This is a genomic window from Bradyrhizobium sp. 2S1 (genome assembly GCF_011516625.5).
In the GTDB taxonomy this organism is placed as follows: domain Bacteria; phylum Pseudomonadota; class Alphaproteobacteria; order Rhizobiales; family Xanthobacteraceae; genus Bradyrhizobium; species Bradyrhizobium septentrionale.
In genome coordinates, this window is the sequence record NZ_CP147717.1 from 9,184,702 (window position 1) to 9,204,323 (window position 19,622).

Annotated in this window: 21 protein-coding genes; 8 read left to right on the plus strand and 13 right to left on the minus strand. The window is 64.9% G+C overall.

What is annotated here, in order from left to right:
* Positions 1–109: 109 nt before the first annotated feature.
* The 3 genes from HAP54_RS43950 to HAP54_RS43960 all read left to right on the plus strand — a co-directional run bounded on the left by HAP54_RS43950 (position 110) and on the right by HAP54_RS43960 (position 2,136).
* Complete coding sequence (locus HAP54_RS43950) at positions 110–889, plus strand: NAD kinase (protein ID WP_166297633.1); 780 nt, start codon at positions 110–112, stop codon at positions 887–889.
* Between the two features lie 113 nt (positions 890–1,002).
* Positions 1,003–1,548: a response regulator gene (locus HAP54_RS43955; protein WP_024582417.1), complete on the plus strand. Its 546-nt coding sequence runs from the start codon at positions 1,003–1,005 to the stop codon at positions 1,546–1,548.
* A gap of 9 nt (positions 1,549–1,557) precedes the next feature.
* Positions 1,558–2,136 (plus strand): Hpt domain-containing protein, encoded by a 579-nt coding sequence (locus HAP54_RS43960; RefSeq protein ID WP_166297635.1) that lies wholly within the window; start codon positions 1,558–1,560, stop codon positions 2,134–2,136.
* Between the two features lie 66 nt (positions 2,137–2,202).
* Here the strand turns inward: HAP54_RS43960 and HAP54_RS43965 are convergent, their stop codons facing one another.
* The 6 genes from HAP54_RS43965 to HAP54_RS43990 form a co-directional block, all read right to left on the minus strand.
* On the minus strand, positions 2,203–3,381 hold the full coding sequence (locus HAP54_RS43965) for a DUF2336 domain-containing protein (protein ID WP_166297637.1): 1,179 nt from the start codon (positions 3,379–3,381) through the stop codon (positions 2,203–2,205).
* A gap of 165 nt (positions 3,382–3,546) precedes the next feature.
* Positions 3,547–4,551, minus strand: a complete 1,005-nt coding sequence (locus tag HAP54_RS43970; RefSeq protein WP_175619623.1) for a transglycosylase SLT domain-containing protein — start codon at positions 4,549–4,551, stop codon at positions 3,547–3,549.
* Between the two features lie 88 nt (positions 4,552–4,639).
* Positions 4,640–5,428, minus strand: a complete 789-nt coding sequence (locus tag HAP54_RS43975; protein WP_166297641.1) for a c-type cytochrome — start codon at positions 5,426–5,428, stop codon at positions 4,640–4,642.
* A complete protein-coding gene (locus tag HAP54_RS43980; protein ID WP_166297643.1) occupies positions 5,425–7,050 on the minus strand; it encodes a b(o/a)3-type cytochrome-c oxidase subunit 1 in 1,626 nt (541 codons plus the stop codon). The genes HAP54_RS43975 and HAP54_RS43980 overlap by 4 nt, the downstream gene beginning before the upstream one ends.
* Positions 7,040–7,603, minus strand: a complete 564-nt coding sequence (locus HAP54_RS43985; protein ID WP_166297645.1) for a cytochrome C oxidase subunit II — start codon at positions 7,601–7,603, stop codon at positions 7,040–7,042. The genes HAP54_RS43980 and HAP54_RS43985 overlap by 11 nt, the downstream gene beginning before the upstream one ends.
* A complete protein-coding gene (locus HAP54_RS43990) occupies positions 7,603–7,782 on the minus strand; it encodes a hypothetical protein (RefSeq protein WP_166297647.1) in 180 nt (59 codons plus the stop codon). The genes HAP54_RS43985 and HAP54_RS43990 overlap by 1 nt, the downstream gene beginning before the upstream one ends.
* Before the next feature lie 56 nt (positions 7,783–7,838).
* Here HAP54_RS43990 and HAP54_RS43995 point away from each other — a divergent pair, with 56 nt between their 5' ends.
* Positions 7,839–8,903, plus strand: coding sequence for an IS630 family transposase (locus HAP54_RS43995; RefSeq protein WP_166204319.1), 1,065 nt, complete (start codon positions 7,839–7,841; stop codon positions 8,901–8,903).
* Between the two features lie 9 nt (positions 8,904–8,912).
* On the opposite strand, the gene HAP54_RS44000 is transcribed toward HAP54_RS43995, so the two are convergent.
* From HAP54_RS44000 to folE, 4 genes are all read right to left on the minus strand, one after another.
* Entirely contained in the window at positions 8,913–10,163 is a 1,251-nt protein-coding gene (locus HAP54_RS44000; RefSeq protein WP_166297649.1) for a c-type cytochrome, read from the minus strand.
* 13 nt (positions 10,164–10,176) lie between these two features.
* Complete coding sequence (locus HAP54_RS44005) at positions 10,177–10,788, minus strand: c-type cytochrome (RefSeq protein WP_175619313.1); 612 nt, start codon at positions 10,786–10,788, stop codon at positions 10,177–10,179.
* A gap of 203 nt (positions 10,789–10,991) precedes the next feature.
* On the minus strand, positions 10,992–11,420 hold the full coding sequence (hisI, locus tag HAP54_RS44010; protein ID WP_166297653.1) for a phosphoribosyl-AMP cyclohydrolase: 429 nt from the start codon (positions 11,418–11,420) through the stop codon (positions 10,992–10,994).
* Between the two features lie 28 nt (positions 11,421–11,448).
* On the minus strand, positions 11,449–12,129 hold the full coding sequence (gene folE / locus HAP54_RS44015; protein ID WP_166206497.1) for a GTP cyclohydrolase I FolE: 681 nt from the start codon (positions 12,127–12,129) through the stop codon (positions 11,449–11,451).
* Between the two features lie 241 nt (positions 12,130–12,370).
* Between folE and HAP54_RS44020 the strand changes: the two genes are divergently transcribed.
* On the plus strand, positions 12,371–12,817 hold the full coding sequence (locus tag HAP54_RS44020; protein ID WP_029080129.1) for an iron-sulfur cluster assembly scaffold protein: 447 nt from the start codon (positions 12,371–12,373) through the stop codon (positions 12,815–12,817).
* A 21-nt stretch (positions 12,818–12,838) separates the two neighbouring features.
* Here the strand turns inward: HAP54_RS44020 and HAP54_RS44025 are convergent, their stop codons facing one another.
* Positions 12,839–13,756 carry a hypothetical protein gene (locus HAP54_RS44025; RefSeq protein WP_175619314.1) on the minus strand — a complete coding sequence of 306 codons (918 nt, stop codon included), beginning with the start codon at positions 13,754–13,756 and terminating at the stop codon, positions 12,839–12,841.
* A gap of 283 nt (positions 13,757–14,039) precedes the next feature.
* Between HAP54_RS44025 and yidD the strand changes: the two genes are divergently transcribed.
* Positions 14,040–14,351 (plus strand): membrane protein insertion efficiency factor YidD, encoded by a 312-nt coding sequence (gene yidD / locus HAP54_RS44030; protein WP_166297655.1) that lies wholly within the window; start codon positions 14,040–14,042, stop codon positions 14,349–14,351.
* A gap of 135 nt (positions 14,352–14,486) precedes the next feature.
* Complete coding sequence (locus HAP54_RS44035) at positions 14,487–14,654, plus strand: hypothetical protein (RefSeq protein ID WP_166297657.1); 168 nt, start codon at positions 14,487–14,489, stop codon at positions 14,652–14,654.
* Between the two features lie 114 nt (positions 14,655–14,768).
* Here HAP54_RS44035 and HAP54_RS44040 read toward each other — a convergent pair whose 3' ends face one another.
* Positions 14,769–15,902: an MFS transporter gene (locus tag HAP54_RS44040; RefSeq protein WP_166307033.1), complete on the minus strand. Its 1,134-nt coding sequence runs from the start codon at positions 15,900–15,902 to the stop codon at positions 14,769–14,771.
* 112 nt (positions 15,903–16,014) lie between these two features.
* Positions 16,015–17,304, minus strand: a complete 1,290-nt coding sequence (locus HAP54_RS44045; RefSeq protein ID WP_166297659.1) for a hypothetical protein — start codon at positions 17,302–17,304, stop codon at positions 16,015–16,017.
* Between the two features lie 229 nt (positions 17,305–17,533).
* Here HAP54_RS44045 and thrS point away from each other — a divergent pair, with 229 nt between their 5' ends.
* On the plus strand, positions 17,534–19,579 hold the full coding sequence (thrS, locus tag HAP54_RS44050) for a threonine--tRNA ligase (RefSeq protein ID WP_166297661.1): 2,046 nt from the start codon (positions 17,534–17,536) through the stop codon (positions 19,577–19,579).
* The last annotated feature ends 43 nt before the right edge of the window (positions 19,580–19,622 follow it).

Here is a 19,622-nt window from a genome sequence, read left to right on the forward strand (position 1 = left end):
CTTGGCGGCACCTGTGGGGCATGCGGTCCTTTTCCGGACCATCTCGACAAGGCCGCCGGGGATGTATAGACGAGCGCGGCGTATTCCGTGCCAAACGAGTTCGTGAGCGATGGCCAGCCCCAAGCGGTATGACAAGATCGCCTTCGTCGCCAGCGCAAGCGCGGAAGCGCAGTCGGCGCTCGAGGCGCTGACCGCGATGTACGGCAACCTTCCACCCGCCGATGCCGACGTCGTGGTTGCGCTCGGCGGCGACGGATTGATGCTGCAGACGCTGCACGCCAACATGCGCAGCGGCAAGCCGATCTACGGCATGCACCGCGGCACCGTCGGCTTCCTGATGAACGAATACTCGACGCATGATCTGCGCACGCGGCTGGCGGCCTCGCGGGAGTCGCTGATCAATCCGCTCCTGATGCGCGCGACCGACATCCACGGCGCGGTGCACCTGCATCATGCCATCAACGAGGTCGCGCTGTTCCGGCAGACCTACCAGGTCGCCAAGCTGCGCATCCTGATCGACGAGCACGAGCGGATGGCGGAGCTGATGGCCGACGGCATTCTGGTGGCGACGCCGGCCGGATCGACCGCCTACAACCTGTCCGCCCAGGGTCCGATCCTGCCGATCAACGCGGCGCTGTTGGCGCTGACCCCGATCAGCGCGTTCCGGCCGCGGCGCTGGCGCGGCGCGCTGTTGCCGAATTCCGCCTTCGTCGTGATCGAGGTGATCGAGGGCGAGAAGCGCCCGGTCGCGGCGGTGGCCGACCATGACGAGGTCCGCGACGTCCGCCGGGTCGAAGTGCTCTCCGACAAGACGATCGCGATGCGGATGCTGTTCGACCCCGGCCATTCGCTGGAAGAGCGCATCCTGCGCGAGCAGTTCGGCTACTGAGGACGGCGCCCCCTTGCTCCCCTTACCCGGCAACCAATCATTAACCCCGGGCAGGATATGGTTAACGTCGGGTAATACCGCGTTGGCCCGGTATGCCCTTTCGGGACCGGACCATGTATCGCATCGATTTCAACAAGCTGCGATTTTTGATTTGCGACGACAATCCGCACATGCGCCGCATCCTGCGGACGCTTTTGCATTCGTTTGGCGCGCGCGAGGTGTATGAGGCCGAAGACGGCGCCACCGCGCTCGAGATGTATACCCATTACGTGCCCGACATCGTCATCACCGACTGGTCGATGCCGATCTTCGACGGGCTCGAGCTCGCGCAGATGATCCGGCAGCCGGAATCCAAGGGCAATCCCTACGCGCCGATCATCATGCTGACCGGGCATTCCGAGAAGCGCCGCGTCACGGTGGCGCGCGATGCCGGAGTCACCGAATTCCTGGCCAAGCCGATCTCGGCCAAGGGCCTCTACCAGCGGATCATGAACGTGGTCGCCAATCCGCGTCCGTTCATCAAGACCAAGACCTATTTCGGCCCCGACCGCCGCCGCAACACCACCAACACCTATATCGGCCCCGAGCGCCGCGGCAGCGGCGAGGTCGAGGTGCTGCAACAGCCGTCGCTGCTCGAAAAGGCGCGCTCGACCATCTAGGACACCGTCATGGCGAAAGACAAACCCGGGACGATCGAGGTCAAGAGCTTTGGCACGCACCATGTCATCACGCAGCCGAACCCGCTGCGCAAGATGCTGCTGCGGGTCCCCGAGAGCGATCTCGACGATCCGGTCGGTCGCGCCGAGAAGGCGCTCGCCGGGCTGTCGGGCGAGTTCAAGCAATGGATGACGATCGAGGCCGACCGCCTCTCCGCTGCACACACCACGGTGCAGCGCGAGGGCTTCAACGACAAGACGCGCGAGGAGCTGTTCTGCGCCGCGCACGACATCAAGGGCGATGCCGCGACATTCGGTTATCCGTCGGCGGCCGTAGCCGCCGAGAGCCTGTGCCGCATCATCGAGCACGCGCCTGACCTTAGCGCGGTGCCGCCGCAGCTGATTTCCCACCACATCAACGCGGTGCAGGCGATCGTGCGCGAGCGCACCAAGCTCGACACCGCGGTCGTCGCCGGCGTGCTGAGCAAGCAGCTCCGCGGCATCACCGATGAATTCCTGACCCACGCCAACCGCGACCGGCCCGAGCATCTCGAGGCGATCCTCGCGCCGAGCATCGCACCGAGCGAATAGCCGCGCGGCCGGCTGCCGCGCCGCGGCAACCTCTCAAGCTTCCATCAATCGCTGGAAACGCAGCCCTCAGGCCGCGACGAGATCGTCGTAAGGCAGCACCGCGATCGCGTCTTCCGCGGCGAGCTCCTCGCAGAACATCCGCGCATCCTCGCGGGCGGATTCGGTCGCAAAGCGGCGCAGCAGGATCAAGAGCGGCTCGGCCGCCGAATGGTCGGTCTCGCAATGGGTCAGCACGCGCTCGACCATGCGGCGATGCAGCCGCGCTGCACCGTCGCCACTGTCGACATAGCCGACCTCATGGCTGGCTTCGAGCGCGACACGGAACGCGACATAGGTGGATTCCGGCAACCCCGCGCGACGCAGCAACGCCTGCAGGCCATTGCCGCCGCGGTCGTTCACCAGCGCGGAGACGCGGCCATAGGGCAGTCCGGACAGTTCGGCGAGCGCAGCTCCGAACAAGTCGAGATTGCCCGACAGCAGCGCACGCAGGATCAGGCCTGCGGTCAGTTGCCCGGTGGCGCGCAGATGCGTGATCAGGCCATGCATGTCGTCGCCGAAGGCGCGCGCGGCGATATTCACCGTGGAACGCTCGCGCGCCTCGCCGGCAATCCGGTCGGCCCGGTCGGCGCCGAGCCAGTTTCGCGCGACGACGAACTGCGCCAGCGTATCGGAGAGCTTTGCGACCAGAGCCAGCCGCGTCGCGGACGGCAGGTCTTCGAGCTGCAGCATCGATTCCCGGATCGCCGCGAGATGGCCGTGGCGCTCGACGATGCGGTCCCAGGAGAACGGCGCGAGGCCCGCATACGGGTTCTCGATCAGTTCCAGCGCGGCCGCCGCCGAGCCGACCTCGGCGATCGCGGCGGCGACGGAGGCCGGCAGGTTGATGCGGCGCGCGATCGCGCACTGCATCTCGTCGGAGCCGGTCGCGACGATGTCGACCAGGTCGGCATCGATCAGAAGCGGTGAATGTTCCAGCACCGGCAGCGCGATCATCGGCTGATCGGCCGACAGCGCCTGCACGATCGCCGCCGGCGCCTCCGCGCTGTGGGCGAACACCTCGGCCATCGCCTGGCGCACCAGCGGCGACGGGTCGTCGAGCAGCATCAGCAGCGCGCCTTCGGCGGCGATGCGATCCTCCTCGGCGAGATCCGAAATGAGCCAGGCCCGGGCCAACGCCCGCGTCGCCTCTGCTCGCTCGCCTGCCGGAGCGGTCCTAATCCAACTAATGAACTGCCGAACGATCATGGTCCTTCCGGCTTACGCAACGAAACGGCATCGACTTACGACGCCAACTACAAGGAAAAATAAACCATGACGCTTAACAAAGGGTTCACCATAAACGTTTGGGATTATTGACGTTTCGTTAAGACGGCCGAGGCGCCACGACTTCGCGCGCGCAGCAAGGCGGTGCTAGCCGCTGCTGTAGGTGCCGTTGGGATCGCTGAACAGATCCAGCCGCCCCGGCGCGCGGACCTTTGGCGTCGCCGAGCTGGTCAGCGCGGAGGAACTGCCCCACAGCTCCTGCACCGCCGGCGAGATCGGCTGTGAGCGGTCGCCGCCCTGATAGAGCGAGCGGAAGGCTGGCGCCGGCTGCGCGGATGCGACGGTCGAGGTCGCACTGACCGCCGTGGTCGAACGGGCGTCCGGGAAGGTCGAGAGATAGGACGCGGTGTCCATGGTCAGCGCCGGTGTCGGCGCCGCGCTTGCGATCGCGTAGGGACTCATCGTGTCGCCGCCCGCCGCGGCAAACGCGGTGCGCGTATCCGTCGAATCCGCAGCCGCGGCGTAGCGCGTGGTCAACACCGAATAGACCTGCGAGACGCTGCGCGCGCTGCCCGACTTGTCGTAGAAGATCGACTGGTTCGCCGCCGCCGCCTTTGGAAACATCGCAGCCGCACTGGCGCTCGGACTATCCTCGGCACTCGAGATCAACTTGCCGGCGCCGCCCACGCCCATGAAGTGAGCCATGTAGAGTTCGGCATCAGTCGGGCGACGGCCGAGCTTGCCGGTGAGCTTGAAGCTGTTGGATTGCGTCAGCACCGCCGCCATCGAGGACGCCGCATCGGGATCGTCGCGCAGCTTCATGATCGCATTGCGCGCGGTGGGATCGCTGACCGAATAGCTGCCGTCGGAATTCTTGGTGATGGCGTCGGCATACTGGCCGTAGCCGAGCTGGCTTCCGGCCTCCTTGACGGTGCCGAGCCAGGTCTGGTCGATGAATTGATAAAGCCCATGCGCCGACGAGGTGGTGGCGCCGGCCCGCGGATTGAAATTGGATTCCATCTTCGCGGTCGTGAGTAGATATTCGAAGCTCGTGCCGGTGGTCGCGGCCGCCTGCTTGATCGAGCTCGCAACTTTCAGGCGCGAGGAATCGACACCTGCCGCAGCCGTGGCATTGTAGAGGTCGACCGCCATCGATCCGGTGCCTTGCGGGCGCCGGCAATCGGCACCCATGTCATGTCAACCTGCCGTAATTATGGTTAACGGCGCGTTAACATCCCGCTCAGGGCTGGGCCTCGTAGTAGTGCGCGACCTGGTCGATCTCCTCGGCCGTCATCTGGCGGGCGATGTTGCGCATCTGCTGGCTGATGTCGTTGCGCCGGGCGCCCGACGCGAAGGCGTCGAGCTGCGCCTTGATGTAGACCGCCGACTGGCCGCCGAGCCAAGGGCTCCCCGCCTTGTTGTCGATATCGCCGTGGCAGGAGCCGCAGGGCGGGATGTTACGCATCGGGGCGCCTGTCACCACGATCGCCGGCGCAGGACGGCCAGTATCCAAATTGTTCGAGGGCACGCGCGGCAGATAGGCGTAATAGGCCGCAACGTCCTTCATGTCCTGATCGCTCATCGTCGCCGCGAACGTCATCACCACGCTCACTCGCGCGCCGGTCTTGAAGTCGGCGAGCTCCTTGTACGTCACCGCGGCAAACTGCCCGGCGAGGTTTGGTGAATGGGCGTCGCTGACGCCCTGCGGTCCGTGGCAGATCGCGCAGCGCTGCGCCAGCGTCGCGCCCCGCCCGATCGAAACCTGATTCACCTTGGTCAGCATCTCCGACGTCATGACGACATTGGAGGTCTTGAAGTCCGGCTTGACGCCAGCCTCCTGCACGGCGGCGCGCGGAACACCGGCCGCACTGCAGATCGCGTCCCAGACGCCGGCAAGCTTGAGATCCGGTTGCGCCAGCGGCAACCAGATCAGGCCCGCGATGGCCGACAGCACGGCGATAGCGACCGTGATGCCGACGCTGGTGGCGAACCACGGATTGCGCAGCGAGAACAGCGGCTGATCGCTCATCGGCCCGCTCCGACATAGACCGCAGGCACACTGGTCTCGTTCAGCGCCATCAGTTGCGCGATCGGGAAACCATAGTTCACCACGGTGAGACCGACCATCAATGCGAGCCACAGGCCGAACGAGTTGAGCGCGACCGGAATCCGCGCCGGCATGTGCAGCGGCACCGCAAAGCGGTACGCGCCGGCCTCGCCTCGCGCGCCGAATTGCCCGCGGATCAGCACCAGCAGGAACAGAAAGCCCGAGATCAGCAGGATGAAGCCGCCGATCGCCGACATCGTGACCGACAAGGCCTGCGGCGAGATCGCCGGGTTGGCATAGTCATAATACGCCATGCGGCGCGGCATGCCGAGAATGCCGACATAGTGCCATGGGAAGGTGGTCACGATCATGCCGATGAACCATAGCCAGAGCTGCGCGCGCATCAGGCCAAAGCTGTCCAGCGCACGTCCGGTCAGATGCGGCCACAGATCATAGGCGATGGCAAAGTACATGATGACGATGGCGCCACCGAAGATCAGGTGGAAATGGCCGGTGATCCACTGCGTATTGTGCACGCTGGCGTCGAGCTGATAGCTCATGTTGATCAGGCCGCCGGCGCCGCCGAAGCCGAGCATGACCAGCGACAGCGCCGTCGCCAGCATGATCGGATTGGACCATGGCAGAGCGCCGATCCAGCCGAAGGCGCCGCGGCCGCCACGCAGGCGGCTCGCAATCTCCGCCGACGCGCAGATCGTGAACACCGTGAGTAGCGTCGGCAGTGCGACGAGGCCGGTGAACACCGAGTGCATGAACTTGAATCCGGCGCCGACCTGCGGGTCGGCAAACAGATGATGCACGCCGATCGGCATCGCCACCACGACGAACAGGATGAACGAAATCCGCGCCATCGCATCGCTAAAGAGCCGGCCGCCGATCGCGCGCGGGAAGATCGTGTAGTAGGCGATGTAGGTCGGGATCAGCCAGAAATAGACAATGGCATGCAGGGTCCAGGAGAAGAAGACGCGCGCCAGCCCCGCGTCGATCGTGGACTTGAGCCCTAGCGCCACTGGCAGGATCTGGAACAGGATTTCGAGCGCCGCACCGACCGCGGTCCAGCCCCAGAGCAATGAGCCCGCGACATTGGCATACATCGCAAGCGGCACCGGCTTGCCGGGGTTCTCGCGCTTCCAGATCACGAAGTTGATGACCATCAGTGCGACCCAGATCCATGAGCCGACCACGACCATCACGACGCCGATGTAATAGAAGGGATTGCCGACCATCGGCGGATAGAAGGTGTAGAGCACCGAGGCGAGCCCGAGCGACACCGGGATCATCGCGACAACGGCGCCGACGGCGACCAGGAGGAAGCCGGCCCAGGCCCAGCGCCGCCCAATCAGCGCCTTCTCCAGCGCCGCTTCGGTGATCGCATAGCCGAACCCCATCGCGATCAGCGTCGGGAATACGTATCCCATCGCGGAGCCATGGGCGGTGACCGAGCGATAGTAGAACTCCGGATTGAAATGCCAGGCATTCAACGGACTGCGCACGAACATCTGCCAGGCACCGAGCACCAGCGCCGCGCCGAACACGATGAAGGCGAGCCAGAAATGCGCCGCTATCAGCCGCTTGTTAGTCAACACAGGTCAGTCTCCGCTTCGCTGCTGCCATGTCGCGGAACGCGCTCTTGTCGACCACCTTGACCTTGCCCCACATGCCCTGGTGACCGATGCCGCAGAATTCCTGGCACGGCATCACATGATCGCCCGGCGCCTTGAAACGCACCGGCAGGTCCGTGACGTAGCCCGGCACCAGCATCGTGTTGACGTTGGTGCCCTCGATCAGGAAACCGTGGACGACATCCGCGCTGGTGACGCGGAGGGTGATCGGAGTTTCCGCCGGCACCACGATGCATTGCGGCGTGAAGGAATATTGCTGACCGATCGCACGCACCGTGACCGAGCCGTCGGCCTCCACGGCAGTGCCGAGATTGCTCTCGACGAACTCGCCGGACAGATGCAGCGTCTTGGGATCGGCGGTTTCGACCCGGCCCTGCGGCATCGTCGCCTGATGGATGCCGATATAGGCCGCCATGCCGACCAGGAGGCCGACAATGACGATCGACAGCGTCGCCCAGCGCCGCTCGATCCGTGCGGCAACGGCTTCGCCAAGGCTGTGATCCGTCTCGGTCGCCATCAGGGAGCGCTCCGCGGCAGGAAGACGAGCAGGTAGAATGCAAACCACAATCCGACCACGACGGCCGTCGCAATGCCCGCGACCGCGATCGCGCCACCCGGACCAGCGCGCACGATGGTCTCGACGGCCTCGTCTTCGGAGCCGGATGCCGGCGGTTGCGGCGAAGATGAGTTGATCATGATCGCGCCTCTAGTACCTACTGTTCTTAAAGCGTGAGTCGTGATTCAAGGTCGGGATGATACCCGAAGCAAGAGAAGTCCACCTTTCGAGGAAAGATCGCAAGGTGCTTGAGGCGTGTTGCCGCTCCCCGGTGACGTTGCAGCGCGATTTGAAGCGGGCGCGGATAGTTCTGTTGGCGGCGGATGGACGCAGCACTCGGTCGATCGCCAAGGAAGTTGGGGTCCAGCCGCGGATTGTCAGCCTTTGGCGGCATCGCTATGCCGACCAAGGCCTTGAAGGGCTGCAAGACAAGCCGCGACCGGGCAAGCAGCCAATCTATACGAAGGCCACCGACAAGCGGATTCTGAAGCTGCTGGACAAGCCGCCGCCGGACGGGTTCGCACGCTGGACCGGGCCCCTGCTGGCCGGGGCGCTGGGCGATGTTGACGTCCAATATGTCTGGCGGTTCCTGCGCAGCCACAAGATTGACCTCGCGGCTCGTAAGTCCTGGTGTGAGAGCAACGACCCGAACTTTACGGCCAAAGCCGCCGATGTTGTCGGCCTCTATGTCGCCCCGCCCGCGAAGGCCATTGTGCTGTGCGTGGACGAGAAGCCCTCGATCCAGGCTTTGGAGCGAGCGCAGGGTTATCTGAAGTTGCCCAATGGCCGCGCCTTGACCGGCCAGAGCCACGATTACAAGCGGCATGGCACCACAACATTGTTTGCGGCGCTCGAAGTCGCCACCGGAAAGATCATCGCGGCGCATTCAAAACGCCGACGCCGCGTCGAGTTTCTCGACTTCATGAACAGCGTCACCGCGGCTTTTCCGAACCGGAAGCTTCACGTCATCCTCGACAACCTCAACACCCACAAGAAGAACGAGCATTGGCTCAAGGCCCACCCCAACGTGCAATTTCATTTCACGCCGACAAGTGCGTCTTGGCTCAATCAGGTCGAGGTATGGTTTTCGATCTTGCAGGGGCAGTCGCTCAGCGGCACCTCCTTCACAAGCCTCACGCAGCTTCAGGAGCACATCGATGCCTACGTCAACGCATACAACGACAGAGCCGAGCCCTTCGTCTGGACCAAGAAAAAGGTCCGTCAACGCCGTTTCAAAGGCCGCCGTATCACTCAGCTCTGATTCTGGGTACTAGTTCAGCGTTGCCGCACGCAGTTCGTTGGCCTGCCGCGCCGACACCGGCTCGCCGCGATTGCCCCAGGCCGTTCGAATGTAGGTCACGACGGCCGCGACTTCGTCGTCCGACAGCTTCTGCGCGAATGGCGGCATGCCGTGCGGCATCGGATTGCCTGACGTGCCCGGCGGATAGCCGCCATTGAGCACCATCCGGATCGCGTTGACCGCCGAGACCATCTGGATCGACTGGTTGCCGGCGAGCGGCGGATAATCCGGCGGCATCCCCAGCCCGGTCGCGCCATGGCAGCTCGCGCATTCGCGGTCATAGAGCTGCTTGCCGAAAGAGTGCAGCAGGCTGCTCTCGGCCGTAGGCAGTGGCGTGAACGCCTTTTCGGGCGATGTGCCCTGCGCAAGGCCCTTCAGATAGATCGCCATCGCGCGCACGTCATCGTCATTGAGATATTGCAGGCTGTTGTAGACGACCTCGGCCATCGGGCCGTACACCGCGCCCTTGGCGGAGACGCCCTTGCGCAGATAGTCGACGATCTCCTCGAGCGACCAGTCACCGAGCCCCGCCTCCTTGTTCGAGGTCAAGGATGGCGCGTACCAGTTCTGCATCGGGATCAGGCCGCCTTCGAAGGCCTGCGACTGCGAGCTGCCGCCGAGCGCATTGATCGCGGTGTGGCACATGCCGCAATGGCCAAGGCCCTCGACCAGATAGGCGCCCCTGTTCCACTCCGCGGATTTGGTCGGATCCGGCTTGAACTCGCCTTCCCTGAAGTAAAGCGTGCGCCAGCCGAGGATCAGCGAGCGGTTGTTGAACGGGAACGTCAGGTCATGCGGCTTGTTGAGCTGCCTGACCGGCGGCACCGTGCGTAGATAGGCGTAGATCGCGTCGCTGTCCTCGCGCGTCACCTTGGTATAGGAGGCGAACGGCATCGCCGGATAGACCAGGCCGCCATCGGGGAAGCGGCCATTGTGCATCATCTGGTAGAACTGGTCGGACGTCCACGTGCCGATCCCGGTCTGCGGGTCGGGCGTGATGTTCGAAGTATAGAGCGTGCCGAACGGCGTCTTCATCGGAAGGCCGCCGGCGAAGGTCTTGCCTTCGCGCGCGGTATGGCAGGCGATGCAATCGCCGGCACGCGCGAGATACTCGCCCTTGGCGATGACCGCCGGATCGGCCGCCTTCTGCTGCGCCAATGCCGCGAGCGGCGACAGCGCCAGCACCAGTCCGACAAGCAGTCCTATTGAGGTTCGCGACATCGGCACGATCCCTTCAGTGCGGTTCGCTGCCGCATTCGAGCGGCATCGGAAGGCTGCCTCGCGGCGCGAAGGACGGATCTGCCGGTGCCGGCCGCGACGACAGGTAGGCTGCCACCGCCTTCACGTCGTCCTCGGTCAGGAGGCCTGCGACGATCTGCATACAATCGGGAGCGAGCGCCGTCCGCGTGCCGTAGCGCCAGCCGCCGAGCTGGCCGCTGATATAGGCCGCGCGCAGGCCCAGCAGTCCGGGAATGCCGGGCTCCATCCCGCCCAACGCCGGACCATGACAGGCCGAACAGGGCGGAATGCCGTGCTGCGGATCGCCGTTCTTCACGATCGATTCCCCGCGTGCCAGGATCTCCTTGCTGTCGACCGGCGGGACCGGCGGCGGTAATGCCGGCCTGAGCGAAGCGAAATACTCGGCGATCTTCTTCAGGTAATCGTCGGTCTGAAACTCCAGCAGGTAGTTCATCGGCGGATATTTCCGCCGTCCGTCCCTGAACGCGATCAGCTGATTGTAGAGATAGCCCGCCGGCTTGCCGGCGAGCCGCGGGAAATAAGCGTCGCTGGTGCCCTCGCCGTCGGCGCCGTGACAGGGCGCGCAGGCAAGGACGCGCGCGGCCATCGTATCCGGCGCACGCTCCGCCGTTTGCGCTTGCGCCGCACCGATCGGCCACACAGCCCAGGCAAGAAACCCAACAAGCGGTATCAGGCTATGCGCCACAGTTCCCCCCCAGTGACGACGATGCGCAATGGCTTGCGCATGGCGTAACAGGAGGCCACGAAGTGCACGACTTTGACGCGTTGTACTTGATTCAGATCAATGATCTATTTGCGATAGACCTGCGCCGGATCGAACAGCCGCTCGGCATCGACAAAGGACAGGCTGACATCGCCGTCCTCACCCCTTACCGCACGATAGAAGCAGGAGCGCCGTCCGGTGTGGCAGGCGGCGCCGATCTGCTCGACCTTGAGCCACACCGCGTCCTGATCGCAATCCATCCGCATCTCGACCACGCGCTGGGTCTGGCCCGAGCTCTCGCCCTTGCGCCACAGCGCATTGCGCGAGCGGCTGAAGTACCAGCCTTCGCCGGTCGCGATCGTCTTGCGCAGGGCTTCGTCGTTCATGTGCGCGACCATCAGCACATCGCCGGTCGCGACATCGGTCGCGACGCAGGTCACGAGACCTGCCGCGTCGAATTTGGGCTGGAAGGCCAGCCCCTCTTCGCGGTCGTGATCGTGGGTCGATGCGGACACGGAAAACCTCGCTTAAGAAAACGCGAGGTTACCGGTTCGGTCCTCGCACCAGGGACAGGAAGCGCTGCTGCTCGGCCGGATTGTCGCGGAACATGCCGGTGAAGCGGCTGGTGAAGGTCGATGCACCATGCTTGGCGACGCCGCGCACCGACATGCAGGTATGCTCCGCCTCGATCAGCACCGCAACGCCGCGCGGCTTCAGGACCTCGTCGATCGCAGCCGCGACCTGGGCGGTGAGATGCTCCTGGGTCTGCAGGCGGCGGGCGAAGATGTCGGTCAGCCGCGCCAGCTTGGAGAGGCCCACGACGCGCTCCACCGGCGTATAGGCGATATGCGCCTTGCCGTAGAACGGCATCATGTGATGCTCGCACTGCGAGGTGAATTCGATGTCGCGGACGAGGACGAAATCGTCGTAGCCGGCGGTCTCACCGAAGGTGCGGTTCAGCACTTCGGCCGGGCACTGATGATAGCCCTGATAGAGCTCATCATAGGCCTCGACGACGCGGCGCGGCGTGTCGAGCAGGCCCTCGCGGCCGGTGTTCTCGCCGATATAGGCGAGCAGCGTCTTCACGGCATCCTCGGCTTCCGCCCGCGACGGGCGCGGCTGGTCGGCACGGACGGCCGCCGCCATGAATTCTGCGGGGTCGAGCTCGCTGGCTTTGGCGTCGGTCGGCTTGTTGGGGCGGATCGATTTGATCAAGGCGTCCATGTCTTCTCCGTTCGACCGGCCCTGGCAATTGCCCTCGGGGCCGGATGTGTCACCGGGCAGACGGGGCGGATCGTCGAGCCGCCGGGCGCCTGAGTCCCATTGTTATAGCACCGCCGCGGCGCAGCTGTGCCGCGGTCGCTGCATTGCCGGGCTATGTTTCCGGCGCTGCCGTCCATATATAGGACGGTGAAACCCAGCCGCCAAGAGCGCCCGGCGCCGCCGGAACCAGGCATCTGTCCCCATGCTGAACGACATTTACAACAAGCGGATCATCGAGTTGGCCGGCAATATTCCGCGCCTCGGACGGCTGGCCGAGCCGGACGCCAGCGCCACCGCCCACTCCAAATTGTGCGGTTCGACCGTCAAGGTCGACCTCAAGATGGACGGCCCGGTGGTGACGGACTTCGCCCATGACGTGAAGGCCTGCGCGCTCGGCCAGGCCTCCTCCTCGATCATGGCAAGCCATGTGGTGGGCTCGACCGCGGACGAGCTGCGCGAATTGCGCGAGACGGTCCGCAAGATGCTGAAGGAAAACGGCCAGCCCCCGCAGGGCGGCAAATGGGCCGATATCGCGCTGCTCGAGCCGGTGCGCGACTACAAGGCCCGCCACGCCTCGACGCTCCTGACCTTCGATGCCGTGGTCGATGCGATCGGCCAGATCGAGGCCAAGGCAAAACAGCCGGCGTAGACCTTACTGCCAGCCTAGACCTTACTGAGACGGCTGGACCGGCGCCGGCGCGGCGGTGCCGCCGGTCGGCACCACGGCCTCGGCGGTCTTGGTCGCCTTGGCGACCTGCGGCTGCGCCTCACCTTCCATCGCGCTACTCACGAAGCGATCGGCGTTCTTCGGCTTCGCTTCGGCGACAGGGATCGCACTGTCCTGCCGCGGCAGCACGTCGGCGACCGCATCTGTCGTGACGAGATTGGTCAGTCGCAATTCGGCCGCCGACAATTCATGCAGGTCTTCCCACGGCGGCACGCTGAGCGCGAGCGACAGCAGCTCACCGGCGCCGCCCATGTCGAAGGTGTACTTGGCAAGGCGGCCGATATCGCGCTCGACGATCATCAGGTCCTGAGCGGTGTAGCTCGCGGCCTTGGCATCGTCGGCGCGGTCGCCCATCCAGATCTGATGCACGCGGACATGGGCGGCCGGCGGAACGTAACGCGTCTTGCCCGACAGCAGCAGGAACACGCACATCGATTCGCAATAGGCATCCGGCAGCACGCTCGCGCGGTCGCCCGCCGCCGCCTGATCGACGATGCTGGTGCCGACCGTGGTCAGCGCGCCGAGACCGCGGAAGCGGCGGCCGAGCGCGATCGCGTCGTTGACCGAGCCGCCGCTGGAGTCGAGCACGATGGTGGCGCCGCTGAGCTGGCGCCCGCGCGCGAACTCGTCGAAATCCTTGGGGCTGTCGGCCGTGATGATGCCGACCGCCGACACCCAGCCCCGGCAATTCGGCTGGCATGCGATCCAGCTGAACTTCATCGGCAGCTTGCGTTCTTCGAGGGTCGAGCCAGCCTGCGCCGAATGACCCGGCGTCGTCACGGAACCGGTAGCTGCGAAGCAAAGGGCAACGGCGCCGATAAGCGCCCGACTGCGCGACGAAAGCGAGTTCACGAGCCTCAATTTGGTTCCTTCCCCCAAGCCCCTGGTGATGCGAGCGGCGGCAATGGCCCCATGGCAATGCGCCTCGATTCTGTCATCGGCGCGTTATGGGAACGGTAGCGTTGCTGACCCGGACCGTCCATAGACCCTCTTGCTGCAGCGCGACCCGCGCTGTGCGATAATTGCGAACTGTGGCGTAAATATCTGCAGCAGAACAGTTCCTTGGCTTGGAACCCCCGCAAGACTACGTACATACTTGCGTATGCCGCAGACAGATCATTCAACGTCACACCATCCGCGATGCATGGACTGTGCCACCTCCATGCGCCGCCTGCCGCGCAATTTCGGACGCGCCTTGATCTGGATCTACCGGCACACGCTGTCGCCGCTGGTCGGCTACAACTGCCGGCATCTGCCGACCTGCTCGGTCTATGGCGACGAGGCGATCGAACGCTTCGGCTTGTGGGGCGGCGGGTGGATGACGCTGGCAAGACTGCTGCGCTGCCAGCCCTGGGGCACCTCCGGGATCGATAACGTGCCGTCGGCAAGGCCGCCGGGCGCGCATTGGTATCTGCCCTGGCGCTATGGCCGTTGGCGCGGCGTCAACGAGGGTTGACGCCGGCGTCAACGAGAATTGAGGAGTTGCTGCGGCGCTGCCAAGCGCGACGCGCATTGCTGTCCGGCGGAACTGTGGCGATACTTGGTGCATTGTTTCATCGCCCCCGTGTTGTCCCTTGGGGAGGAAACAACAATGCGCTGGAAAATCAGCCACAACGGTCACGATCCCCGGCAGATCGATTTGCTGGCCGTGCTTGCGTTGCTGGTCGTGATCGTCGCCGCCTACGGCTACTTCACCCACAATTCGAACAAGCCGAGCACGACGGCGTTCATCGTGCCGAGCCAAAGCGTGAAGTGGTGATCGACGAGGCGTCGGCCTCCGGTCTGCAGCAAAACCGGAAGTCGCTGCAGAGGCCGGTCGAGCAACGAACTGCACTCCCCGCGAACAACCTCAGCGCCGCGTCAAAAGGGAAGCTCACTCGGCGGCAGCGCGCGCGGCCGACCGCGGCCGCGTGATGAGCACAACGGCAAGCGCCGCCGCGACGAACGCCGTGGCCACATAGCCCGCACTGAGGAGCCATTCGCGCGCGAACAGCAATCCGCCGATCGCGGAGCCGATGGCCTGGCCGATATACAGCACCGAGGTATTGAGCGAGACCGACGCCGCGGCGAGCGCCGGCGCCGCACCGACCAGGCGCACCTGCTGCATCGAATTCGTCGACGCAAATCCGAGGCCCCACACCGCAACCGAGGCGGCCATCAATGCATAGGCGCCGGCGCTCAGCGCCCAGCCGGCCACGCCGGTGAGCAGCAGTGCGGTGAACAGCACCGACGTCTTCCAGGCGCCCCAGGAGTCCACGATGCGCGTTGCGATCGCGATGCCGACGAAGCCGAAGATGCCGTAGAGCGCGAACACGATGCCGATGGCGTCGGCATTGGCGCCGGTCAGCTTGGCGAGCAGCGGCCCCATGAAAGTGAACACCACGAACTGGCCGGACATCTGCAATGTCGTGATCGACAGCAGCATGATGACGGTCGGGTTGCGGCCGAGATCGGCCCAGGTCCTCAGGTCGACCGGCGCACCGTGCAACCCGCCGGGCAGCTGCCACCACAGCAGTAGGCAGCTTGCGAGCCCGGTCAGCGCAATCGCGCCGTAGGTCGCGCGAAAACCGTAACGGCTTGCGATGAAGGTGATCAACGGCAGCCCGATCGCGGCCGCGAGCGACCAGCCGAGGAAGATATAGGCGATCGTGCTGCCGCGCCTCTCCACCGGCACGATCAGCGCCGCGGTGCCGGCCGCCTGCGGCGTGTAGAGCACGCCGACCGCGAGCATCACCATGCGGATGATCAGGAGACTGTTGTAATCCGGCGCGAAGGCGGATGCCGCATTGGTCAGCGTCAGCACCAGAAGCGTCGCCGTCAGCAGCGCGCGCCGTTCGATCCGGCTGGTCAGCCACGCCGTCACCGGCGATCCCACGCACAACACGATCGCGCCGAACGTGATCAACAGACCCGCGGTGTGGATCGTGACGCCGAGCCCGTCGGACAACTCCGCCAGCATGCCGGCCGGCGCCAGCACCGAGCAGCCGGTGACGATGTTGCCGAGCATCAATGCCGTGGGAGCGAAGCGTTTCACGCCGCGTTGATAGCAGACCCCACAATCAATGCAACTGCATCTAAATGCATAGCACTTGACCGATATGACACGTGATCGATTGCGCTCAGGGCGACGGCGATGCCGCCGGCGCGGCGTTGACGCTCGGCGACACGACGGCCGGGAACGGGCTCGCAGGCTTTGGGCCGGCAGTTGCCGCCGGGCACGACGCCAAGAGCTGCGTCCATCCCTGCTCCAGCCCGGTGGTGTCGATGTCGAATGTCACCAAGCCGGGCTTAGGGTCAGACTTAGGATCGGATTTGGCATCGGATGACGGTGTGCTCTCGCCGACCTGCAAATGCGGCGCCGCCAGCATCGCCTTGACGGTGTCCGAGCTCACCGCGTCGCTCCAGACCTCGTACTTGCCGAACCGTGCCGGCAATCTGCCGAAGGCGACCGTCTTGTCGGCGCCGGCCGTCATCACCACCGTGCTCTTGCCGGCGGCGCCCTCGTCGAACTCGCGCACGAACATCAGCCGCCCGCGGTCCTTGTTCTCGCAAAGCAGGCGCCACTCCATCATGCGGAACGCGCTGCCGTCGGCCTTCTTCTGCTGGGCGATCTTGCGGACATAGGGCCGTGTTTCCTTCTCCACCGCCCACAGGGTTTCCGGCAACGGCCGCGTATCGATCCCAAATCGATAGAGTTCCGGCCGCGTCAGCACATGCAGGTTCTCGTATTTCACGGTCCGGATCAGCTCGCTGAGCTCATGGCTGATCCCCATCGCGGCGAGGAATGCGTTGCGGTCACGATCGGCGCTCACCATCTCGCGCCGCCTGAAGTCCGCGACGATCTGTGGCGGCGGATGCCCGTGAACCACGAACATCAGCTTGGAGTTATGCACCGCGACCACCGAATCGGGTGCCACTTCGCGGCTGGTCGCGCCGAGGAACAGATAGGCGCAGGCCGAAACGCACATCGCGTTGCGCGTGGCGAGCTCGGCCTCGACCTCCCCCTTCGCACTCTTGATCTTCAGGCAAGCGGCATCGACCTGCGTGCCGGTGGAACATGCCGGCACGCTGGTGCGGCCGACCCGGGCAACCGCCTTGCGGGCGCGCAGCAGCCGCGCGATCGCGTAGGACTGCTCGACGTTGCCGCCCGGCGAATGAAGGTAGATCGGAAGCTGCGTATCCTTGACGCCGGCGAGGAAACGGCGGATCCGCGCCGCGGCGTCCCGATCGATCTCGCCTTCGATGGCGATCCAGCGATCGCAGCCGGCACCGCAGGCGTTTGCCGGTCCCCTGGCAAGATAGATCGTCAGCCGTTTCGCAAATCCGGCCTTTTCGACCGGTGTTTCTTCCGCCCGCAAAACGCTGGGGATCAGAAGCAACGCCACGAAAAACAGGAGACGGGAAAACATGAACCTTGCGGATCGCGCGATGGCGGAGAACGGGCTTTCGACGTTAGACGATGATGGCCGCGGTCGCAATGTTGGGCGGCATCCGGTGCAGGCGAGCTTCGCTCGATTCGGTGCGGCCAGAGGCCCATTTTCTTGATATTGCCGGATTGCAGGCGCCAAATCCCCTGCTATACCGCTGCTTTCCCGCTTACCTGCGCTCGTTCGCAGGAGTGAGCTCCAGGAGCCTTCGATGACTGATACGCCCAAATCCGAATCCGGATTCCAGTACAGCCTCTCCAACCTCAAGCCCGCGGAACCCTTGCACAAGATCGCCCTCACCTTTCCAGACGGGGCGACCCGCGAATTCGCCAGAGGCACCACCGGCCTCGACATCGCCAGGGGCATCTCGCCCTCGCTCGCCAAGCGCACCGTCGCGATGGCGCTCGACGGCACGCTTGCCGATCTCAACGATCCGATCGAAACCGACGCCAGGATCGAACTGGTCAACCGCGACGACCCGCGCGCGCTGGAACTGATCCGGCACGATGCCGCGCATGTGCTTGCCGAAGCCGTGCAGTCGCTGTGGCCGGGCACTCAGGTCACGATCGGCCCGGTGATCGAGAACGGCTTCTACTACGACTTCTTCCGCAACGAGCCGTTCACGCCGGAAGATTTTGCCGCCATCGAGAAGCGGATGCGCGAGATCATCGCGCGCGACAAGCCGTTCACCAAGGAAGTCTGGGATCGCGAGAAGACCAAGCAGGTGTTCCGCGACAAGGGCGAAGCCTTCAAGGTCGAGCTGGTCGACGCCATTCCCGGCAGCGAGCCGATCAAGATCTATTTCCAGGGCGACTGGTTCGATCTCTGCCGCGGCCCGCACATGACCTCGACCGGCAAGATCGGCAACGCCTTCAAGCTGATGAAGGTGGCCGGCGCCTATTGGCGCGGCGATTCCAACAATCCGATGCTGACCCGCATCTACGGCACGGCCTTCGCCAAGCAGGAAGACCTCGACGCTTACCTCAGGCAGATCGAGGAAGCCGAGAAGCGCGACCATCGCAAGCTCGGCCGCGAGCTCGACCTGTTCCACTTCCAGGAGGAAGGCCCCGGCGTGGTGTTCTGGCACCCGAAGGGCTGGACCATCTTCCAGCAGCTGATCGCCTATATGCGGCGCCGGCTGCTCGGCGACTACAACGAGGTCAACGCCCCGCAGATCCTCGACAAGGCGCTGTGGGAAACGTCTGGCCACTGGGACTGGTACCGCGAGAACATGTTCGCGGCGCAATCCGCCGGCGATGAAGCCGAGGACAAGCGCTGGTTCGCGCTGAAGCCGATGAACTGCCCGGGCCATGTGCAGATCTTCAAGCACGGGCTGAAGAGCTATCGCGATTTGCCGCTGCGGCTCGCCGAATTCGGCGTCGTGCATCGCTACGAGCCCTCGGGCGCGATGCACGGCCTGATGCGGGTGCGCGGCTTCACCCAGGACGACGCCCATGTGTTCTGCACCGAGCAGCAGCTCGCCGAGGAGTGCCTCAAGATCAACGACCTGATCCTGTCGACCTATGCCGATTTCGGCTTCGACGGCGAACTCACGGTGAAACTCTCGACCCGGCCGGAGAAGCGGGTCGGCACCGACGAGATGTGGGATCACGCCGAGCGCGTGATGGCGACCGTGCTGTCGGAGATCAAGGCCAAGGGCAGCAACCGGATCCGGACCGAGGTCAATCCGGGCGAAGGCGCGTTTTACGGGCCGAAGTTCGAGTACGTGCTGCGCGACGCCATCGGCCGCGACTGGCAGTGCGGTACGACCCAGGTCGATTTCAACCTGCCGGAGCGGTTCGGCGCGTTCTACATCGATCACGACGGCTCGAAGAAGGCGCCGGTGATGGTGCACCGCGCGATCTGCGGTTCGATGGAACGCTTCATCGGCATCCTGATCGAGCACTATGCCGGCAACTTCCCGCTCTGGCTGGCGCCGACGCAGCTTGTGGTCACGACCATCACCTCCGAAGGCGACGAGTACGCCAAGGTGGTGGCGGCAGCGGCGCGCCGCGCCGGCCTGCGGGTCGAGATCGACCTGCGCAACGAGAAGATCAACTACAAGGTCCGCGAGCATTCGCTGGCCAAGATCCCGGCCCTGCTCGTGGTCGGCAAGAAGGAAGCCGAGACGCATTCGGTCTCGGTCCGCCGCCTCGGCAGCGAGCGCCAGACCGTGATGCCGACCGACGAGGCGATCGCCGCGCTGGTCGACGAAGCGACGCCGCCGGACGTGAAACGGGCGCGATCCGTCGCCTGATCTTCACAATCGGTCTAAACTGGCTTTCGTCTGACAGCTCGTG

What these genes read in the sequence shown, in the direction of transcription:
- HAP54_RS43955 (WP_024582417.1), top strand. Translation starts at nt 1,003, where the DNA reads ATGTATCGCATCGATTTCAACAAGCTGCGATTTTTGATTTGCGACGAC.
- HAP54_RS43995 (WP_166204319.1), top strand. Translation starts at nt 7,839, where the DNA reads ATGATACCCGAAGCAAGAGAAGTCCACCTTTCGAGGAAAGATCGCAAG.
- HAP54_RS43975 (WP_166297641.1), bottom strand. Translation starts at nt 5,428, where the DNA reads ATGAGCGATCAGCCGCTGTTCTCGCTGCGCAATCCGTGGTTCGCCACC.
- HAP54_RS44045 (WP_166297659.1), bottom strand. Translation starts at nt 17,304, where the DNA reads ATGTTTTCCCGTCTCCTGTTTTTCGTGGCGTTGCTTCTGATCCCCAGC.
- yidD (WP_166297655.1), top strand. Translation starts at nt 14,040, where the DNA reads ATGGACTGTGCCACCTCCATGCGCCGCCTGCCGCGCAATTTCGGACGC.
- HAP54_RS43990 (WP_166297647.1), bottom strand. Translation starts at nt 7,782, where the DNA reads ATGATCAACTCATCTTCGCCGCAACCGCCGGCATCCGGCTCCGAAGAC.
- HAP54_RS43970 (WP_175619623.1), bottom strand. Translation starts at nt 4,551, where the DNA reads ATGGCGGTCGACCTCTACAATGCCACGGCTGCGGCAGGTGTCGATTCC.
- HAP54_RS43950 (WP_166297633.1), top strand. Translation starts at nt 110, where the DNA reads ATGGCCAGCCCCAAGCGGTATGACAAGATCGCCTTCGTCGCCAGCGCA.
- thrS (WP_166297661.1), top strand. Translation starts at nt 17,534, where the DNA reads ATGACTGATACGCCCAAATCCGAATCCGGATTCCAGTACAGCCTCTCC.
- folE (WP_166206497.1), bottom strand. Translation starts at nt 12,129, where the DNA reads ATGGACGCCTTGATCAAATCGATCCGCCCCAACAAGCCGACCGACGCC.
- HAP54_RS44000 (WP_166297649.1), bottom strand. Translation starts at nt 10,163, where the DNA reads ATGTCGCGAACCTCAATAGGACTGCTTGTCGGACTGGTGCTGGCGCTG.
- HAP54_RS44040 (WP_166307033.1), bottom strand. Translation starts at nt 15,902, where the DNA reads ATGCTCGGCAACATCGTCACCGGCTGCTCGGTGCTGGCGCCGGCCGGC.
- HAP54_RS44035 (WP_166297657.1), top strand. Translation starts at nt 14,487, where the DNA reads ATGCGCTGGAAAATCAGCCACAACGGTCACGATCCCCGGCAGATCGAT.
- HAP54_RS43965 (WP_166297637.1), bottom strand. Translation starts at nt 3,381, where the DNA reads ATGATCGTTCGGCAGTTCATTAGTTGGATTAGGACCGCTCCGGCAGGC.
- HAP54_RS44020 (WP_029080129.1), top strand. Translation starts at nt 12,371, where the DNA reads ATGCTGAACGACATTTACAACAAGCGGATCATCGAGTTGGCCGGCAAT.
- HAP54_RS43960 (WP_166297635.1), top strand. Translation starts at nt 1,558, where the DNA reads ATGGCGAAAGACAAACCCGGGACGATCGAGGTCAAGAGCTTTGGCACG.
- HAP54_RS44005 (WP_175619313.1), bottom strand. Translation starts at nt 10,788, where the DNA reads ATGGCCGCGCGCGTCCTTGCCTGCGCGCCCTGTCACGGCGCCGACGGC.
- HAP54_RS43985 (WP_166297645.1), bottom strand. Translation starts at nt 7,603, where the DNA reads ATGGCGACCGAGACGGATCACAGCCTTGGCGAAGCCGTTGCCGCACGG.